The 19291-nt window shown below is 51.1% G+C and carries 10 protein-coding genes and 2 pseudogenes; 3 read left to right on the top strand and 9 right to left on the bottom strand.

All coding sequences use genetic code 11. From position 1 onward, the window contains the following. Positions 1-2: 2 nt before the first annotated feature. Positions 3-7532 carry a neuraminidase-like domain-containing protein gene (locus WJM78_RS11490; RefSeq protein WP_339009325.1) on the bottom strand — a complete coding sequence of 2510 codons (7530 nt, stop codon included), beginning with the start codon at positions 7530-7532 and terminating at the stop codon, positions 3-5. A 1135-nt stretch (positions 7533-8667) separates the two neighbouring features. Between WJM78_RS11490 and WJM78_RS11485 the strand changes: the two genes are divergently transcribed. Then, complete coding sequence (locus tag WJM78_RS11485) at positions 8668-9477, top strand: LysR family transcriptional regulator (RefSeq protein ID WP_339009323.1); 810 nt, start codon at positions 8668-8670, stop codon at positions 9475-9477. 115 nt (positions 9478-9592) lie between these two features. Here WJM78_RS11485 and WJM78_RS11480 read toward each other — a convergent pair. From WJM78_RS11480 to WJM78_RS11470, 3 genes and pseudogenes are all read right to left on the bottom strand, one after another. Continuing rightward, a pseudogene (locus WJM78_RS11480) lies at positions 9593-9796 on the bottom strand (integrase core domain-containing protein); the annotation flags it as partial. A 310-nt stretch (positions 9797-10106) separates the two neighbouring features. Further along, the gene (locus WJM78_RS11475) at positions 10107-10277 is read right to left on the bottom strand and encodes an H-NS family nucleoid-associated regulatory protein (protein WP_339009321.1); all 171 of its coding nucleotides are present in this window, start codon (positions 10275-10277) and stop codon (positions 10107-10109) included. Next, on the bottom strand, positions 10264-11562 hold the full coding sequence (locus WJM78_RS11470) for a serine hydrolase (RefSeq protein WP_339009319.1): 1299 nt from the start codon (positions 11560-11562) through the stop codon (positions 10264-10266). Before WJM78_RS11470 ends, WJM78_RS11475 begins: the two co-directional genes overlap by 14 nt. Before the next feature lie 109 nt (positions 11563-11671). Here WJM78_RS11470 and WJM78_RS11465 point away from each other — a divergent pair, with 109 nt between their 5' ends. After that, positions 11672-12571: a LysR family transcriptional regulator gene (locus WJM78_RS11465; RefSeq protein WP_339009317.1), complete on the top strand. Its 900-nt coding sequence runs from the start codon at positions 11672-11674 to the stop codon at positions 12569-12571. Between the two features lie 94 nt (positions 12572-12665). Here WJM78_RS11465 and WJM78_RS11460 read toward each other — a convergent pair. The 5 genes and pseudogenes from WJM78_RS11460 to WJM78_RS11440 form a co-directional block, all read right to left on the bottom strand. After that, positions 12666-12788, bottom strand: a pseudogene (locus tag WJM78_RS11460) (IS3 family transposase); the annotation flags it as partial. A gap of 288 nt (positions 12789-13076) precedes the next feature. Continuing rightward, positions 13077-14285: a tyrosine-type recombinase/integrase gene (locus WJM78_RS11455; RefSeq protein ID WP_339009315.1), complete on the bottom strand. Its 1209-nt coding sequence runs from the start codon at positions 14283-14285 to the stop codon at positions 13077-13079. A 412-nt stretch (positions 14286-14697) separates the two neighbouring features. After that, positions 14698-15852, bottom strand: a complete 1155-nt coding sequence (alr, locus tag WJM78_RS11450) for an alanine racemase (RefSeq protein WP_209418471.1) — start codon at positions 15850-15852, stop codon at positions 14698-14700. A 440-nt stretch (positions 15853-16292) separates the two neighbouring features. Then, positions 16293-17075: a methyl-accepting chemotaxis protein gene (locus WJM78_RS11445; RefSeq protein ID WP_339009309.1), complete on the bottom strand. Its 783-nt coding sequence runs from the start codon at positions 17073-17075 to the stop codon at positions 16293-16295. A 16-nt stretch (positions 17076-17091) separates the two neighbouring features. After that, a complete protein-coding gene (locus WJM78_RS11440; protein WP_042034315.1) occupies positions 17092-17460 on the bottom strand; it encodes a response regulator in 369 nt (122 codons plus the stop codon). Positions 17461-18156: 696 nt separating this feature from the next. Here WJM78_RS11440 and hybO point away from each other — a divergent pair. Beyond that, the gene (gene hybO / locus WJM78_RS11435) at positions 18157-19290 is read left to right on the top strand and encodes a hydrogenase 2 small subunit (protein WP_108536220.1); all 1134 of its coding nucleotides are present in this window, start codon (positions 18157-18159) and stop codon (positions 19288-19290) included. The last annotated feature ends 1 nt before the right edge of the window (position 19291 follow it).

The raw sequence follows: 19291 nt of genomic DNA, 5'->3' as shown, positions 1-19291 counted from the left end.
TATTAGGAACGGATGGTGTAGTGGATATGCAGAATGATGTCGTTCAGACTCTGCAGCAGCGCCTTCTGCCCCACCGTGGCATCCGGGAAACTCAGTGTCAGCGTCCCGGCGTCATCCACCGGTATCCCCTCGAACGGCAGATAACGGCTATCATTGAAATCCAATTGAAACTGGCCGCTGTCATTCATACCGTGGGACACAGCCATAGCATTGCAGCCTTGCGGTAAGACCACGCTGCCTCCGTAACTCAACACCGCTCGCACATCTTGGTAAGGGCCGACCAAGGCTGGCAGCGTGACGCTGATTTGTTTGATACGCCGCGTTTTACCCAAAGCGGCTGGGTAATCGCCAACAATCTTCAGGTCGGAGAGTTTCAGTGTGGCTTGCAGCTGTTTGTCCGACGTCATCCTCAGGCCGTTTTCACTGCTACCAGTGCTGCCAGAACCCTTATTGACCAACTGATGGATGTTATCCGCTAGGTCAAAAGCTCCGGCGTACACAGTGGACAGGCATGTGGTGCGCGTCACTTCTTTTTCCCGCTGATCTTTTTGCAGATACGATTGCTCCATCTGTGCCAAGTTCAACAACAGCGTTTCACCTGCCATCAGACCGCCCTGGCTGCCCTGCCAGGTTCCGGAGCGGATGAACGAAGCTGTTTCTGTGCCTAGCGCCCATTTATAAGCTTCCTGCGCCATCAGGCAGCGTGAAAGGGTCAAGTCGTAGAACTGACGGTAAATGGCGGCCAGTTTGCCACGCAGCCAGCAATACAGGGCCTTGCTGGTGAACTTGTTACGCAAGAGACTCAGCTGTGCCTGGGCCTGGATTTGCTGGGTTTCCAGGTACACTTGTTGCAGAACGGCAGCCTCGCGGCGTACCGACAGCGCGTCCAGTTGGGCATCCAGCTGCTTCACTTCGGCCTTGGCATTATCACGTAGGTTTTGCCATTCTTGGCGGCGGCGGCGGTAAGTCTCGGACTGGCCGATTTTATCCGCAGCAATGCGGGTGGCACCGGCGCTAATCTCCATGCCAATGGCGGCGGCGTTAAACAGCGCGCCATAGCGAGATCCGCCCACGGCAAGACCATAAATATTGGGCACCATGTCCGCTGCCGCCGCAGCCATGTGTACAGCTTGGCTCGATGTGGCTATTGTGGAGGAGGCTAGGTAGAGACCCATTGCCTGCGTCTCGCCACTACTGACGTTCTCGTCGTAGAGCTGGGTGTAATGCTCCTGACGCGCCAAGGCACCCACGCGGCTTTCTTTTAGCGCGGCATGGTCCGCATCAATCTCGGTGATGGTTTTTTGCTGCAATGCAATGCTCTGCCTCATCAGCTCCGAGCCTTGGGTTTGTAGCAGTTCGGACAGGGCTTCCGCATCCTGGCGTTCGCTAATGCTGAGCAAGGTGCTACCAAACTGGCTCAGTTGGTTGCTCATGGCGCGGGCGCTCTCCAACATCACCGGGAAGCGGTGCAGGGGCATGATCGCCTTGGGCAGCACATCGCCGCCTTGCGTTGCGTTCACCGCAGCGCTCAGCAAGGCGGCTGGGTCCATCGGTGCGGAGTAAATAGACAACGATAGCGGTTGACCATCGATGGACAAGTTGTGACGCAGGTTATAAAGGCGCTGCGTCAGCGTCTGCCAATAGCCTTTCAGCTTCTCGTTTTGCTGTGGCAGAAAGAGCGCGGTCAGCGAGTTGGCGCTACGGGTTTCCCGCGGCCCTGCCAGCTCTCGTACCTGCATCAGCGCCTGCTGGGCCTGGACTTGCATGGTATCATCTGCAGCCTTGCTCAATGTGGGGCTGTTCCAGTCTGCATCCATCGACAGGTAGGGCTCATCGCCCAGGATATCCAGCGCCTGGGTATACCACACCTTGGCTTCATTCAAGGAATCCCGCTCCAGCAATCGGTAAGCAGCGTCACCTCGGGCAATCAGCAAATCCAGCATGGCCATGAAAGTTGCAACTTTATAGTGCATCGGGTCTGACTGAGACACTGCGTCTGGGTCCACCGAATCCAGCGGATTGGCATTCCAACCGGTGTCTTCTTGTAAGGGGCGTACATTCCACTGATAGGTGGCGGGCTGGCCATATTCCAGATAGCCATTCGGGCTCCAGATGTAGTTCAGCCACTGCGTTGCCTCGTTAAAGCAGCCTTCCTGCAATAAACGGCTAAACACCATCATCGGTACATAATAAAACATCTCCCAGAAATACAAAGCATTGGCTCCGCTGAAGTCCATGGGGTCGGTTGCGCGATCCAAATTGCTAACGGACACCAAGCCTTTAAAGGTGCCGGCCTTATATTCACGGTTCAGATACCACCCATTGGGGTTGCTTTTATCAGAACGATAAAATTGGATGTCATTGGTTTCGCCGCTTTCATACTTAGCAAAAATATACAGACAGTCATAGTCCCCGAATGTCTCCATGCGAGGTAAGAACAAATTTACAGTAGTGGTCGCATGGTCATTCAACGTCCCTCTATAAATTGAGTCTTTGCTGTTATCGCTCCAAACTTTGTAGTCGTAGATAACGAATTCTTTTGACTTGCCATGAATGGTTGGGTCGTATTTTGACAGTTCCAGTGTGACATAAGTCCCTTGTCCCAGTTTTGGCTCTTGTAACTGCTGTGTCTCCATCGATAACACAGTTTTTAAACCCGCATTAGCTCGCGCCACCAATTGCTTGGCGAATAGTGTATTGACACGAATACGGTGGACTCCATATTGCAAATACTGGCAGCCAGCACTAGTGTGCTCCAGTGCGATACTGGGGGTGTTAATCTGCTCATTACTGTATATGGTTACTCCGAATTTTTCGCTACCCAGAACCCGGCCATCCTGCGCTTTGCCGCTGAGCGTTAGCTCGAGATCGAACCGGCCATTATTAAATTCAGCGAGAGGGATGACGATCTCTTTATTTTTAAATGAAAATAGAGATTCACCCAAAGAGTATTTATCACAACTGCTTGCACTTAAAATCGTTTGGTTTTTGTTGTTGGCGGATACGTACATATCTCCAAGATTAATGCCAGTTTTAATAAGCCTGAAATCACTGTACCAAAAATCACTGCCAACATTCGGGAACGGATTGCTCCTGCAGATGTATACATTTTCTGGAAATTGGGTGTGAGTATCACTTTTCGACCAAATACGATTGCCAACATACGACATTTGATAACTTGTGGTCGGATTAAAAGCGCTCATGGCATAATGCGGCTTGTAACCTCCCTCCTTTTCATTGATATAGTTATCGGAGCACTCAATATATAGCGTTGAGTTTGATTTCTTTATTAACAATTCGGTTTCGAAGTTTTTTTCAGCGGCATACGAGCCTTTCGATACGAAATTGGGAAAATAAAATATCTCATCTATCTTACCGACTGCCTTCATCAGCTTGACCAAATCGCTACTGCGAGAGCCCCCGTAGCCATAGTATACGACTCGGCTTTTTGCATCGAACGTGATCTTGCAGTCTTTGTCAGTAATGCCAACTGACAAACCAGACATACCACAGCCAAAAATAATGGTGTAGTCATTCGCCCCCCAAGTGTAACCTAATCCTTTGGGGGCTGATATATGATATTTAGCGCCGCCATTTGGCGTGTTTAAATATTTTGATGGTAAAGTATCCAGTTGTTTATAACAATTACGACTGAAAACACTGGATGTGCCATCTGTTTCTTCAATATTACCATTGGCAGAAATGCTAAACCCAGCAAAATCGCTAGGAAGCTCTCTATAGAGATCTTTTTTCTCAAAAAAACAGATAAGCATTTTTTGCTGCAACGCATCTTGTTTTTTGCTTTCTGCACAATACATCCCGACCTGTTGGAGCTTGCTACTCCCAGTTAGCAGGACACTTTTTTCCACGTCATGACTGATGGGCGAGCTCCAGTTACCATCGTGCAAGATGTGTGCATATTTCAGACTGTAGGCTGATGTAGGTTGGGGCTTGTCTTTGTCTTGTGCTTGCCGTTCTTCCACCCAGACAATATAAAGCCGAGACTGGAAGATAACAGGGCGCACCAGGTCTCCAACCGCCGATACCGCTACAGTGGTTTTCTTCCATTCGCTCCAGGCATTGGCAGGTAGCTTGCCATCCGCCATTTTGCCGATATCCACCGAACGCCAGTAATAATCGCCAATGGCAGAGCGGCCAATCAGATAAGTGATGCCTTCCTTATCGCTAGCACTATCGTGATAACCGCTGATGATATCTAGATTGGCAATCTCTTCAAACCGCCTCATATAGGTTTTAAAGGCGCCTTCCACCGTATCGCTGTTGAGTTGGCTTTGACTGAGCGATTGCAGCATTTCATCCATCATACCGGTCTGACCGATGCGCAGAGTGGGGTCCAGATAATTTTCCGGGTAGTAGACCAGTTGCGATAGGCCGGCCCAACTGCTGTAGCGTTTGTTGAAAGCATCCCAGTCGTGAAAGAAAGCACGACCTTTGACTAGGTTATCCACGCCTTCTTCCTGGCCAGCTAACGCGCGGTTGATATAGAGTTGCACGCTGGCGATCGCTTCCGCCAAGCGGGTGGTTTTGACTTGTGCGGACACTTTGTTGTCCACCAGTAGCCAGCGGTAAAGCTGGTCACGATTGGTGACCCAGTTGGGGGCGATATTTTTGACGAAATAGGCGCCGAGTGCGGTGCTGGTGACTTCGTCCAACGTGGTTTGCAGTTCTACGCGTTGCCGGCTGTCCAGGCCAGCTTGCAAGATATGGCTGATATGCTCCCACTCTTGATAGGAGGGATGCTGGCTGTCGGCAGCGTAGTTTATCTTGGCAAGCAAGCCTGCCGCTGCTGGGGTGATACCCAACGTGGCGGCCACATCCACCCATTGTAAGGCGGCGTCCATATCTGTCCAACTGTTGAAGGTCTCGGCCGAGCTATTTTGTTGCGCCAGTCCTTGGGCCAACATTTGTTCGTCAAGAGCCATAGCTTGGGCTAATTGTACGGGTGTCAGGGATTTATTCCCCAGGGCGAACAGCGTTGTCGTTGCCTTAGTCCCGCAGCGTTGCATACAGGTATGGAAACGCGCCAGGGTGTGCAAGGTGGCGATGGTGTGCGGCAGGGTCTTGACATCAGCGCTGAATGCGCTTGGCTGGCTAACCGCCAGCAAGATTTCCACACTGTTTAACGCTAACGCGCGTACGGCCAGTGTCAGCTGTCTCATGACCTGGCAAAAAGTGACCAGCTGCACGGTTTCGGCATCGCTGGGCTTGTCCTTGGCCGCCAGGGAAAGAAATGCTGTCACATCCAGTTTACCGGGTTGCAATTGCTCCAGCCATTGCAGAATGGCTGCGGCGGTTTCCGTCGAGTCCAGCTGGGTGGCGGCGGCAATCAAGGGGGCGACGGCTTGCATACGATCAGTTGCATTCGCTTGGGCGAAGTCTTGATTGGCCAGACCGTTATTCAATGTATCCAGTAGATTTTGAATATCCGGTGACAGCTCAGTGCTGTAACTGCTAGTGGTCATCAAATATAGATCATGGCAACTCCAACCTTGCTTGCACAGCCAGCGTGTATAATCGTCAAGGAATTGCACGACGCCGTTTAACTCTGCCAAATTAAGGCCAGCGATCATTTTTCCTGCATAAGGTGAAACAGAAATCAGCATGGCGAGTTCGGTTACGTCTAGGTCATGTACATCGGCCATCAATTTGACACGATACAGTGCTGACAGATTTTCAAGGGTACATAGGAAGTCCGGCGGCGTTTCGCTACCTTGCGCCAGTGCCCACAGCGTGTATAGCTCGGCGTCGTTGACCTGGAAAGCGCGTTTCAGCACGCTGCTACGGAAGCTGTCATCAATTTCATCAGGCTTCAGTTTCACCTTGGTACCGTCCACGTAGAATACCTGACCATTCAGCGGCGGGGTATTGAATAAACGGTCAAAGGCGCTGGCTTGCACTTGGGAATCGGTCTGAGTCGTGATGGTGCTGCCGCACAGTGCCAGTGCTGAGGATACGTCAATGCCATAGCGCTGCATATAAAAATGCACCCAAAATAGCTGGCTGATAACATCGTTATTGATGACCAATTCCGTGTTATTGTTCTCTATCACGGTAAGCAGTTCGTCGGGAGTCATGCCGGTTGCTTTATATAGCCGGATAAGCTTGTTCAGCTTTAACAAGAACATATTGGGATGAAAGGTGACCTGTTCAAACTTGTAGGTTGCATAGTAATATCCAGCTCCAGGAGAAGTGTGGCGCGTAATCCCAATTGGTAATCCATCTTTAAAGGATTGGCTATCAATGGTTACATCAAAGCTTGCCGGTTTATTTAGGCCGGAAAGCGTGGCGTCGCCTACTAAGTTATTGCTCCCAGCCCCTTCCGTACCAATTGATATCAGAAGTTTGTCTGCCGCATTGGCTGCGGATAATTGAATTTTATAACGATTGCCACCAACAGGAATTAACTCTACATAGTTATATTGGTTGTTATTCCCCCCTCCAATACGGGTTAGTATTCTTACGCTAAGAGTGCCATCATCCTTTACAGTACGTATCAATCGGTTATTTGTGTAATGTTGCTTTGCAGGGTCTATATTATCGTTATTGTTTTCAATGGCACCTAATAGTTGTGACAATTCCTCGTAAGTCAGTTCATAGTAGTTAGCGAGATAACGCTTATCCTGAAACTGGGAAGGATCAACATTATCGCCAAAGTTTTTCTTAATTAGTTGCTCTGTATTCTCTGTAGTAATTTCTTCTGTTAAGATGCGATAAAGGTCAGGGGGAATATTCGCCATTAAAGTCAACAGGGAGGCAGTGTCCACTGTAGAGGCAACCGCAGGGTTATGTTGGAAGGCTGTGAACTCCGGATCTTTCAGCAAGAGGCTTTGACGGCTGGCCTCGTAGGGCAGATGAAATGGTGTGGTACCGGCGAAACGATAAGTGGCCAGCATTTCCATGACTTCTTGTGGTTCTTTGCCTTCTTTGGCCTGAATACCGCTGCGTAGCAGTTCATTGGATAACGAAAGCGTGGTTAACTCCTCGTCCATATTGCCTTGCGACAGGACCAGGGAGGAAAGGTCTGGGCGGCGTTTATCCAGCTGATGGGGTGAGTCGGAAGAATGTAGCTTGCGGGCCTCACGATACAGTTCGGTCAGATAGGCTGCGGGTGAAAACATCGAAGCCACGGCGCCGGGTTTGACGAATTTGCTGGCGCGGCCACCAAAGAGATCATCATAACCGCGTTGCATGGCAGAGGATTGCAAGCTAAGACCCAGCGCATGGTCCAGCTGTGGGTTGGCGCGGCTGAAAATTCTTGCCTCTGTTAGCTTGTTTTCTTTCCAGGCTTCCTGTGCTTGCTGGCATAGAAAGTTTTTCTCCCCCCAGCTCAAAATGTCCTTGGCCAGGTTATTAATCTCGGCAAAAGATAGCCTAGTCATGTCGGCCAGAGAAATAGGGGGGGTGTCTTCCTTCAAAGCAGTCCGTTGGACTGTGCGGAGGCCGACATTCAGCTTGTCAAGAATGTTGGTGGTGCAATACATCATATTTCCTCTTTTTTCAGATTGTGGCATGAGGTGTCTAGCAAGAGCGGACAGCCCCACTCGAGAGACCAGAGCAGTCTCCCAATATCGTTTGGTGAATTTGACCGGGCATACATCGTTAAGTAACGAGTGCCAACGTCGACGGTTCTATAATTCAATATTCTTCTTGCTCTATCTCCTTAGCTTCGGCCCTTGTCATGAACCGATTGCGATTTCTTCTTGATTTCATCCACTCAGGGTACATTTGCTTTCCATCTTGCCGGACATGCTAGTTCTGTCAGCTTTACCGAAGTTTGTAGCATAAAGCTCCATCACCAAACCCCTTCTCCTCGTCAATCAAGATAACGGTCCGACCTGTTTGGGGTTATCTAATGTCGCGAAGGAAAATCCCAAAGGAAGGTGCAAACATGTTGAGTGCACTCTCACTATAAATAGCCTATTCACGTTAAAAACGTTCATTACTCCAGAATTCGGACGCGCTCACTCCAAAGTATGCTTTTTGCTCCCCCCTTTTTCTGGGTTTACCTCGCATTCTGCGACACGGCTATCCCAGGCTCATATCGTCTGGCCCACTCGAAAAGATTCGCCAGCGTTAAATGAATGAAAGAGGACATTCCTCTTTCATCAAAGTTCTCACCAAGAGCGTGATAGAGCCTAACAGAAAGGATTAAACGGTAAACATTAATATTTATTCCGTGTGTGATAATAATTAATTAAAACGGTGGTGTTTATTATGTGATTTTTTTTATAATCTGGATTGGATGTAGGTTTTTCCAATATTTTAAGGGAGTGACATCGGCATGAATGAAGTGAATGTGAACGCTTTCTCGTGAAAAATAACCAGCTTTGTGTTCTTAATTTAGTCTGACTCTGTTTTTTATTTAAATTACATGAGCAGGTTGGAGAGGGGAAGGCAGGTGTTAAATATCTCATCATGCGTTTCCACTGTGTAACAGGAGAGTCTAATGCACTCACTGAAGTAAATTTTTATCGAAGTTAATGGGCCATGGAGAGATGGGGGGGGCGCAGCTAATGCGGTAAAGGCTGCGATTTTTTAATAAAAAATTTATTGCGAATGATGGAAAATCAATGCAATACCACTTGGCATTAATGCATGAATTGAGCCGCTAATAGAGACGCGACTAAAAATATGAGATAAGACCTTATGTTTATATCAAAAGCTATGCGTGTTTTCATTGTGCTTTATCAGGAGGGTAGCCTTAAAAAAGCTGCTGAACGAATGAATCTTACTGTTCCACCAGTTTCTCGAATGCTAAAAATGACAGAGGAGTGGGTCGGTGAATCACTATTTGTCATTGATAGGAATAGTGCGCTTCCCACTCAGGCCGGAAAACGTATTTATAGTCAATTGCTACCACATTACCACGAGCTGAATAATATGATGTTGACTAACCATTCTGGAAGCTATTTCAAGATTGCCTCCCCGCAAAGTAATTCATCCCTAATGTGTGACTTACTTTACGATGTTATCAATCGTGTGGATTTTTCCCTCGCCATCAAGGATATGGAGTCTATTCATGATGATATAGATATTTTCATCTCTTTTGATAACCTCCCCTCCCCGAAATATTTTGAGATGAGTCGTGTTGATTGTACATTGTCATTGATATGTCCAATTGAACTCGCTTCAACTTGGAAAAATAAAATACTCTTAACTGAAAAGGCTATGACATACCAGCCCGGATTTAAGAAAGCTCTTGCATCTCTGCGTATACATGGATTCACAGGCCACCTACATCACGTTGATAATTCCACTTGCCTTAATCACCATTTCCAGAATGGAGACGCGTTGATTTTTAAAAATGTAACAACCGCTCAGAGTAAATATCACGTTTTGCCAGTTACTTATCATCAGCGATTGTATATCTACACTAATACTTTAAAAAGAAGCCGTAGGCATGATACATTTTTATTGTACATCAGAGATGCTACAGACTTTAACCTGCTTTCTTAAAGTGGTGAAGATGTAATCTCACATCTTCTCAACAGGGCGTTGTTAATGGGATGGTCGCCCCTACCCAAAATGGCATCTGAAGTGCCAAAGTGCCAAAGTGGCGAATGTGTAGTGGTCAACTAAATCCGGACTCTTGGTTAGGCCGAATCTCGGCTTTTGCTGGCTGCATCCCATCATTGTGTTGATGTGGACGCTGCCAGTTGTAGTAATCCATCAGGTAATAGCTGATATCCCGTTTCGCCTCCCGCTGGTTTATGTATCCTGTTACCGGGAGCCATTCCGTCTTCAAGTTCCTGAACAACCGCTCCATCGGAGCGTTGACGCTCCCATGTCAGCAGGCTTGCTCGAGTCAGCTAAATCGGCCGTAGAGTAGAGTTCCGTGATGGCGCCTCATGTGAGGCCCGCTGAGTGGGTTGAGGATTTTTCCGACTCAATCTGGATTGCCCGCATCCATATTTGGGACTTTGGGACAAGCGAGCATCGGCCTGACACTCTTCATGATAAAATACACGGTTAGAGCGGGTTATATTGAGTAATACAAACATGAGGCACAAAGATACCGCGAGTACCTAAGTCTCTCACCTGTTTAGGAGAAGGGTCATGCCGATGAATGGCATGACCTTGTTCGCTCAGATGAGAAAGTTGTCCAATTGACGACCTTGCTCGAGCTGCTCAGCCAGGAACTTGGGTGTACGGCCCTGACCGGTCCAAGTGCGCTCTAGTGTAGCGGTCACTTGGGGCTGAGAACTTATAGGTAGCAAAACTGCAATAACTCCATAACTCAATCTAACGCAGCACATTCGCAATCGAATTGAACATTAATGAGGCCTCCAGTGGCTGGGAGTTAAATGATGGCTCAGCCTCTGGCCAAGTAGACCACTGGACGATCACTAGATTTTCTTTTTGATTCACCATAATCATTTGGCCAAAAATCCCTAACGCCCAGAGGGAGTTTTTCATTGTGTCTTTTATCGCTGGTGCGACGTTTGTAGCATCGAGAGGAACTTCGTTGTTCCACCACTGGTAGCCATAAAGTCCATTCGGATGGGCCCTAGAAACAGAGCCTATGGCATGAGTCCAGTGAGAAGACTGCTCAACCCAGTTTTCTGGCATTATCTGCTTGCCGTTCGGCAACATACCGTTATTGAGGATAAATAACCCGAAACGTCCCCAGTCTTCTAGCGTAGCATTAAAACCGTGCGCACCCACATCGTGCTGGCCTTTAATGTAGGCATGCCATACGCCGTCGCTAGCCATACCGTAGGGTTTCCAAATGCTTTTCTCAAGATATGCAGCAAGTGGCATACCTGTAGCACGTTCAAGTATGTCGCCAAGCAGCCATGCACCACCTGATGAATAAGACCAGTTTTCTCCTGCTGGGTCTTTACGATGCAGGCCGGCAACCAGCTTACGTACGCACTCATAAGTCCCTGGTTTGGCTTCACACTCGGTGAGCTGTGCGAAATCGGATTCCGGGTTGGTGTAATCCTCATTCCACTCAACGCCAGAGGTGTGGGTTATGAGCTGTTTTAGCGTGACGCCATCCCACGCAGTGTCTTTTAAATCGGGCTCGTATTGTGTGATGAGCTCGTCGAGCGAGTGGATTTTGTCTTCTTTAATCGCGATGCCAATCAGTGTGGAGACCACCGATTTACCAACCGAACGTGATGTCCAAAGCGTTGAGTCGGTATTACCTTCACCGAGATATTTCCAGGCAATCTTGCCGTCTTTTAATACCAGCATTCCACTCACGTTCTGGCGCTTCAGGTAATCCTGAAGGCTATACGTCTTGCCATCGAACTGATAGTGGATATCCGTCAGCGGTTTGTCTGCAGCCAGCAGAGGGGTGGCATTACCGTGATGAAATACGTCTCCCGCATAGTTGCGGTAATCATTACGAAAACCCACCACGCGGTGAGCTTGGTGCCAGGTGAGCATATCATGTGTGTTGGGAAGCCTCTGGTCGAAAGGCACCGGGCAGACGTTCAGGTCAGTGCCTTCGCAGGCAGCCATGGCGACAGGGGATAATAGGCTACTGAAAACAAGGCTCGCAAGCAGGGGGGTATTTACCGTTTTGTTTGTCATATTGACCTCGTATGGTTTAGGAATAGCTTCAGTTTACGAACCCACGACCTATAATGAAAAACACGTTATGGGGGAAAATCCCTCATCAAATCCAGTGGGGAGTGATGTGATGTCATTGATGTATTCGTTTGCCCAGTTGGAGGCATTTACAGCTGTTGCTGAGCATGGCAGCTTGGTAAAGGCAGCTATTAAACTTGGTAAAGATCGTACGACTCTTCGCGAGCTGATTGATTTCCTCGAAGATGTACTGGGTTATGAGCTATTCCTCACAGAAAGCCGCAGCTTAAGATTAACGCCGGAAGGGGAACAGCTTAAGCGACAGGCGCATCTGCTGATGCGCCAAGTGAAAGCTTTTGATGACTTTGCCAGAGCGGTGCCAAAAAGTGCCACGCGGAACATTTCTCTTGTCTACGATCCTTTTGTCCCCAGGGCATTTTTGCAGACGTTGATTGGCGTTATGGCCAAGAGGGGGGGGCGCTTAAGTTTTATCAGTGCTTCGCGTGACGACGCAGAGGCAATGCTAGTAAGTGGCATGGCCGATCTGGGGATTTGTCAGGCGTGCAACTATAGCGTGGGGAATGAAATGGAATGGCGGGCTTTAGGCTCAATTGATATGGATTTCTACGCCGCTAAAACGCTGTTTACTGATATAACGACACCACTCTCGCTACTCGACCTCTCACTACTTCCCCAAATTATCATGCATAAGACTTCAGACGAGTCCTTTTTGCGTCGCCTGCAAATATCAGGCTATACGATAATGACTAACGAACTGGAGATGCTGCGCGTCCTGCTGGAGCAAAGGTGCGGCTGGGGATTCTTGCCGACACATCTTCATGCGCAACAGTGGAAAAATATCCACAGGCTTGATACTGAAGTGGGCAGCCAAGGGATCAATCAGACGATAGTTACCATCTGGAGACCAGGTAGCGATAGGCGAGAGATCATTGATGAAATACTATCGCTGTTACCAGCGTTGTGGCGAAAGACAGATATATGTGGTTCGTAATCGTAGCGTCCTTGATAAAAACTCAGAGTTGCAGGCCTCACTTACGCCCCTTTCCGGGTCTGCCGGAAAAAGTTTCGCAGTTGTTATGTAGTGGTCAAGTAAAACTGGCCACGGTTTTATAAGCAGCCCAATACTGCCGCTCAGATTCATTTGGTGTCAAACCACCGTTGTAGTGATGGGGACGAATGTTGCTGTAATAGCCCATCAAATACTCACTGAAGCGGGATATCAGTTATTACCTGATGGATTACTACAACTGGCAGCGTCCACATCAATACAATGATGGAATACAGCCAGCACAAGCCGAGACTCGGCCTAACCAAGTGTCCGGATTTATTGACCACTACAAACTGGTGAAGAAGGGCAGGCCAGTCAGGCTCTCGTAGTGCAGTTCAAAGACGCTGCGAGTTGCTCTACGGTCAGATACTACTCCCGAGGGACCCTGAGAACCCTCTTTGCCATCGGCACAAAAAAATAGAGAAGCGGCCAGATGGCCGCTTCCTTCTTATTTGTTCGGTAAATCACCTGCCACAAACTCAGCCCAAGCATCCATCATGGGCCGCCGCTGGTCTAGCAAGTCGGTGCGGTGGTATGCAGCTTCCACCTTGTTCTGCACAGTATGGGCTAACGCTCGTTCTGCCAGATCACGTGCATAGCCCTGCTCGCTGCACCAGTCGCGAAAGCTGGAACGAAAGCCATGTGCCGTTGCCAGACGGCCAGGAGTAGAGCTTGGTGCTTTTACCCGTCGCAAAAATGTCGTTAGTACCATATCTGATAGTGGAACTTGATCGCGTGGTGAAGGGAAGACCAATTCATCATGCAACCCCTGCAATCCCATCAGGATCTCGACGGCTCGAAGAGATAACGGGACGCGATGCATTTGTTTGGCCTTCATTCGTTCTGCTGGCAAGGTCCAGATCTTTGCTTCCAGATCGACCTCTGACCATTTCATTGCTCTGACTTCACCTGAGCGGCAAGCAGTCAGGATCAAGAACTCCAGCATTAAGCGTGTTACATCGTAACGTTGTGCCGTTCTCAGATGCAGCTGAACAAAGGCAGGAATATCCCGCCAGGGCATGGCTGGCTGATGCTCTGTACGCACGGCTTTGCTGGGTTGTAGTGGGAGCAAGTGATTTACGACATCGGCCGGATTTGCTTGGCAGTGACCATGCGCCCAGCCCCAAGCCATTACCGCATGCAGCCGTTGTTTCACACGGCTGGCCGTTTCAGGGATTTCCAACCAGATCGGCATTAAGACCTCGGCTATCTGTGCAGGAGTGATGGCAGAAATTGAGTACTGGCCAATCATAGGGAATGCATACTGCTCGAGTGTCGAGATCCACTGTTTGCCGTGTTTGGGATTTTTCCATCCAGGTAGCAGTTTGGAGTGAACTTCTCGAGCAGCGGCCTCGAAAGTCGGGATAGAGGGTTTGCTCTCCTCAGCACGTTTGAGCTCCAGAGGGTCAAGGCCATTGGCGAGTTGCTCTCGCATCTTCTGTCCTTGCTTGGTGGCATCGGCTATGGATATCTCTGGGTAAGAACCAAGCCCCGCATTTCTGCGTTTGCCGGTCACTGGGCTGACATAGCGAAGCACCCAGTTGCCACGACCTTTCGCTGTTGACGGATGAAGTGCAAGGCCTGTTACGCCACCATGTGCAATTGCTTTGTCACCCGGCTTGAGATTACGTGCTTTGGTATCGGTAAGAAGTGCCATAGGGAAGATTCCTTGAGAATGTGGCATGCCATGGACTATGCCATCCATTGTGCCATTTACTGCGGGATAGAGTCATTTCAAGTCGGACGATGTTGGGCTGATTTCCCTGTAAGATACTGATTGTAATTGAATATGTAGGGTGTGACTGGTTTTGGTTGGACTTAATTCAGGCGGTCTCCCTCACCGCCAAATAAAACAAAAGGGCCTGTCGACAGACAGGCCCTTTTGTTTTTTCCCGTGATCGCTGGTGCGACCCGTATCCAGGGGCAGGCTCGTCATCTTTCACTGCCTGCCGGGGGATGCTCCTTCGCCGAGCGCGGGCGTCACTGCCCTGCTGCCCTGCTGCCCTGCTGCTCTTTTGCTCGTTGCCGCTATGCCTCATGTCTCCCGAATTAAGATGAGAGATCCTGTGTTAAGCCGTGGCTCGCAGGGCGTAGCCAGCATATGAGGGCATGTCAGCGTCTGCCTGCGACAGTGCCTTGGCGCAGGGCTGGGCAAGCGCGACGGACACCCGGGAGGTGAGGCGGGTCAGCAGTTCATAGGGGATAGTCCCTATCTTCTCTGCCACCTGTTCCACCGGCAGGCCCTCGCCCCACAGGATCACCTCATCCCCGCACTGATCGCTGGCCTGTGGCCCGAGGTCGACCGTGATCATGTCCATGGCAACCCGGCCGACGATGGGCACCCGGCGACCGTTGACGAGCATGGGCGTCCCCTCGGGAGCCATGCGCGGATAACCGTCTCCATAGCCGACCGCGACCACCCCGAGGGTGGTGTCGCGATGGGCCACCCAATGGGCGCCATATCCAACCGATTCTCCCCGCTTGCACTTTCTGATGGCGATTAGCTGGCTCTTGAGGGTCATGACGGGGCGCAGCCCATGATCGGAGGCCAGCTGGCCTCCGAAGGGGGAGGCGCCATAAAGCATGATGCCAGGTCTTATCCAGTCGCTACGTGAATCCGGCCAGGCCAGGATCCCTGCCGAGTTGGCCATGGCCTTCTCGCCCGGCAGGTGGGCGGTGAGCATCTTGAACGCCTCGATTTGCTGCTGGGTGGCTTGGCTATCTTGCTCGTCGGACTGGCTGAAATGGGTCATCAGATGAAAAGGCTGCACCACGTTCTTGCATCGGCCAAGGCGCTCGATAAAGGCGGGCAGCTCCTGCTCCCTCACGCCCAGCCGGTTCATCCCGGTATCGAGCTTGAGCCAGACCCTGACGGGGGCCGGCAATTGGGCCCGTTCGAGCAGCGCCAACTGCTCCCAGGTGTGCAGTGTGGTCTGCAACTCCTGGGCTGCCAGCAGGGAGAGCGCCTCGGCCGAGAAGAAGCCACCCAGCACCAGAATGGGTTTGGTGATGGCATTTGCACGCAGTACCAGTGCCTCTTCGAGTCGTGCCACCGCATAGGCATCTGCCTGGACCAGGGTATTGGCGACCTGCAGCAGGCCATGGCCATAGGCGTTGGCCTTGATGACTGCGATGATCTTGCTGTGGGGGGCGTGGCGCCGCACGACGGCAAAATTGTGATGGAGCGCATCGACATCGATGCTGGCCGTAACTGTGTTCATCATGGGTTCGGGTGTCTGCTCGATGAGGTTCGGGGTTGGCTGTTTATCTCAATCTTGACCCGCTGGCCTGAACGCCTTGGGTCAGGTCGCCGCAGACCGCGCAGCGGATGTTGTTTTATATGCTTTGAAATGTACAGTTATGTTATCAGTTGTTTTTTGTTTGGTAAATTATGTGGCGAATAGGAGTGAAGTAATGGCATGAATACGGGATATTCCTCTGTATAAATATGCTTCCCGATGCTTTCTTTTGCTCCCTATCACACGATATTTATCACTGGTTATGACCCTCCACAGGCAGGGGTTAATGTGGCGTTTCAGTGAGTTGGGGTCGGGTATTATGCGTGTTGAGACGTTTTGACAGGGATGGGGGGCGAGACTGGCCGGATGAAGGCGCGGGGGAGGGGAAAAAGCAGGGCTGCCGGGATGGCAGCCCTGTTGACCAGCTACACCTTGAAGAAACCGATGCCCTTGTTGAGTTGATGGATGATGTCGGTCAGCTGGGAGGCATCGTGGTTGACGCTCTCGGCGGCGGATACGTTCTCCAGCGACATCTGGGCAATCTCCTCGACCGACTGGGCAATCAGCTGGCTGGCGGCGGCCTGCTCATGGAGCATGGAGCTGATCTCCTGGATGAGGCCCACCACCTTGCGAGAGCTCTGATCCACCTGGGCCATGGTATCGCTGGAGCTGTCTGTGGTTTCTCGCACCCGGCTCATGCTGTCGGCACAGGTATTCATTCCCTTGACCGCCCCGGTGGCCCCCTGCTGGATCGACTTGAGCATCTCGTTGATCTCTTGTGTCGCCTGGGTCGTCCGCGCTGCCAGGGTGCGCACCTCGTCGGCGACCACGGCAAAGCCACGGCCCATGTCACCGGCCCGGGCTGCCTCGATGGCGGCGTTCAGTGCCAGCAGGTTGGTCTGGTCCGCCACCCCCTGGATCATCACTGAAATCTGGCTGATGCGGGTGATGTCATCGAACAGCCCCTGCACCTGTTTGGCCGAGTCGTTGACGGCTGTGGTCACCCTGAGCACCTCTTGCGAGGCGTGCTTGACCTGCTCTTCACCGGCATGGGCGATCTCCCCTGACTGGACCACCACGCTGTTGGCCTGGTTGGCGAAGGAGGAGAGCTGGGAGGGGCTGGCGGTCAATCTTTCAGTGGCGTGTCGCATTTCACTGCTCAGGGTAGCAGTGGGGGGCGTTTGCCTGGTATCGAGTTGCAGGCTCATGACTGTCGCTCCCGCATCATGGTTGCACCACCTTGTAAACATTATCGAGCAGCTTGAGTGGCTCGAACGGCTTGGTCAGCCAGACCCGGGCGCCAGCCTCGAACCCCTCTCGCTTGATCTGGTCGGAGTCCTCCGTGGTCAGCATGATGAAAGGGAGGTAGCGGGTCGTCTGCTGCGCCTTGACCCGTCTGAGCAGCGTCATGCCATCCATGCCAGGCATGTTGAGGTCTGAAATAATGAGGTGTACGCGTCGCTTTTCCAGCTGGATGAGGGCGGCCTCACCATCGTCTGCTTCTATCACGTCAAAACCGGCGCTGCTGAGCGTCATGGTGATGGCCGCCCTGATCCCGACGGAGTCATCCACCACGAGTATGGTCTTGCCCATAAGTCATCCTCTCGGCGCTACATCAGGAGGGGGCCCCAAGCGCAGGGGCGAGGCCTGCTCAGGTCCTCAGTGATAATTGTTGTTCAAGAGTCTGATGTGGGAGAGATTTTTTATATTGAATCCGGCTTTGGGAGACACTTGGCACTGTTTGTGCAGTCTCCTGTGGGGTCGAGGTGTGACGTGCGGGAAAGGGCCCTGGCGATGATGCGGTTCTGCCTGAATAAAAAGCAGCTGAATGGGCGCTGCCATGAGCACGATATTGACGGAGCAACCATGGATGATAAATATCATTGGCAAGTCTGCCCCTGTTTTTTACATATATGGCCACAAATGATAAGGTATATTTTATTGGCCTCTTTATTTTATTGCGTTCACTCATGGCTGCTAACATTAGCTATTTAAAAATAGTGTGACACCGCTTTCATTTTTATTATTTAACATCAAAAGCTAACGAGTGATTTTTATGGTTTTAATTCGTCTGGATTCAAAAATACCCTTTTGTGGGTATTTATTGGCTCATCGATGGGTTGTCTAACTGCATGCTGTATATGGTTTTTTAAATTAATGATGATGAGTTATATATCTGGGTAATGTCTCGCAGCTTGATGGAGATCAACACGGGAGGAGAGGGGAGTCATTAGCATTTCCGCTATTAAGCATGTATCAAAAAAGTGCTCGCTAACGGGAATAAGAAAAATGGTCGAGGATAATGTTTTATCGGCTCATGGAATTAATCGCCGTGACTTTATGAAATTGTGCGCCGGGATGGCCGCAACCCTGGGATTAAGCCAGCATGCCGTGGCCAAGATGGCCACTGCGCTCACTGGCCCCGAGCGGCCACCGGTGATCTGGATTGGGGCGCAGGAGTGTACCGGTTGCACCGAGTCGCTGCTGCGGGCTACCCACCCCACCATAGAAAACCTGATCCTCAATACCCTTTCGCTGGAGTACCACGAAGTGCTCTCGGCGGCCTTTGGTCATCAGGCGGAAGAGAACAAGCACAACGCCATCGAGCGCTACAAGGGCAAGTATCTGCTGGTGGTGGATGGCTCCATTCCACTCAAGGATGGTGGTGTCTACTGCATGGTGGCCGGAGAGCCCATCGTCGACCATATTCGCCGTGCTGCTGCCGATGCGGCTGCCGTCATCGCCATCGGCTCCTGCTCCGCCTGGGGTGGTGTGCCCGCCAGCGGTGGTAACCCGACCGGGGCCGTCAGCCTGGAAGAAGCCCTCGGCAATATCGGCACCCCGATCATCAATATCCCGGGTTGCCCGCCCAATCCCCACAACTTCCTCACCACGGTTGCTTACTACATCACCTACGGCAAGCTGCCTGCGCTGGATAGCAAGAAGCGTCCGCTGTTTGCCTACGAGCGACTCATTCACGAGAACTGCGAGCGCCGTCCGCACTTCGATGCGGGTCGTTTCGCCAAGGCGTTCGGTGACGAGGGCCACCGTCAGGGCTGGTGTCTCTACCATCTGGGCTGCAAGGGACCCGAGACCTACGGCAACTGTTCGACTCTGGAGTTCTGCGATGTGGGCGGCGGCATCTGGCCGGTCGGTATAGGCCACCCCTGTTATGGCTGCAACGAGCAAGGAGTAGGTTTCAGCAAGGGGATCTTCCAGCTGGCCAAGGTAGAGAACCCGACTCCGCGGGTGGAGAAACCCGACGTGGCAATTCAGGAGGGAGGATACATGTCGCCGATGGCCACCGGCCTCATCGGTGGCGCCCTCGGGGTGCTGGTGGGGGTGAGTCTGATGACGGTGCGTGAACTCGGTCGCCAGCAGAAGCGCCATGAAGCCGGGCAGCCCCCATCACGGGAGGAGTGAC

Source organism: Aeromonas popoffii, assembly GCF_037818705.1.
Classification (GTDB): domain Bacteria; phylum Pseudomonadota; class Gammaproteobacteria; order Enterobacterales; family Aeromonadaceae; genus Aeromonas; species Aeromonas popoffii.
Note: the sequence above shows the minus strand (reverse complement) of the source record. Positions and strands in the feature narration are given on the sequence as shown.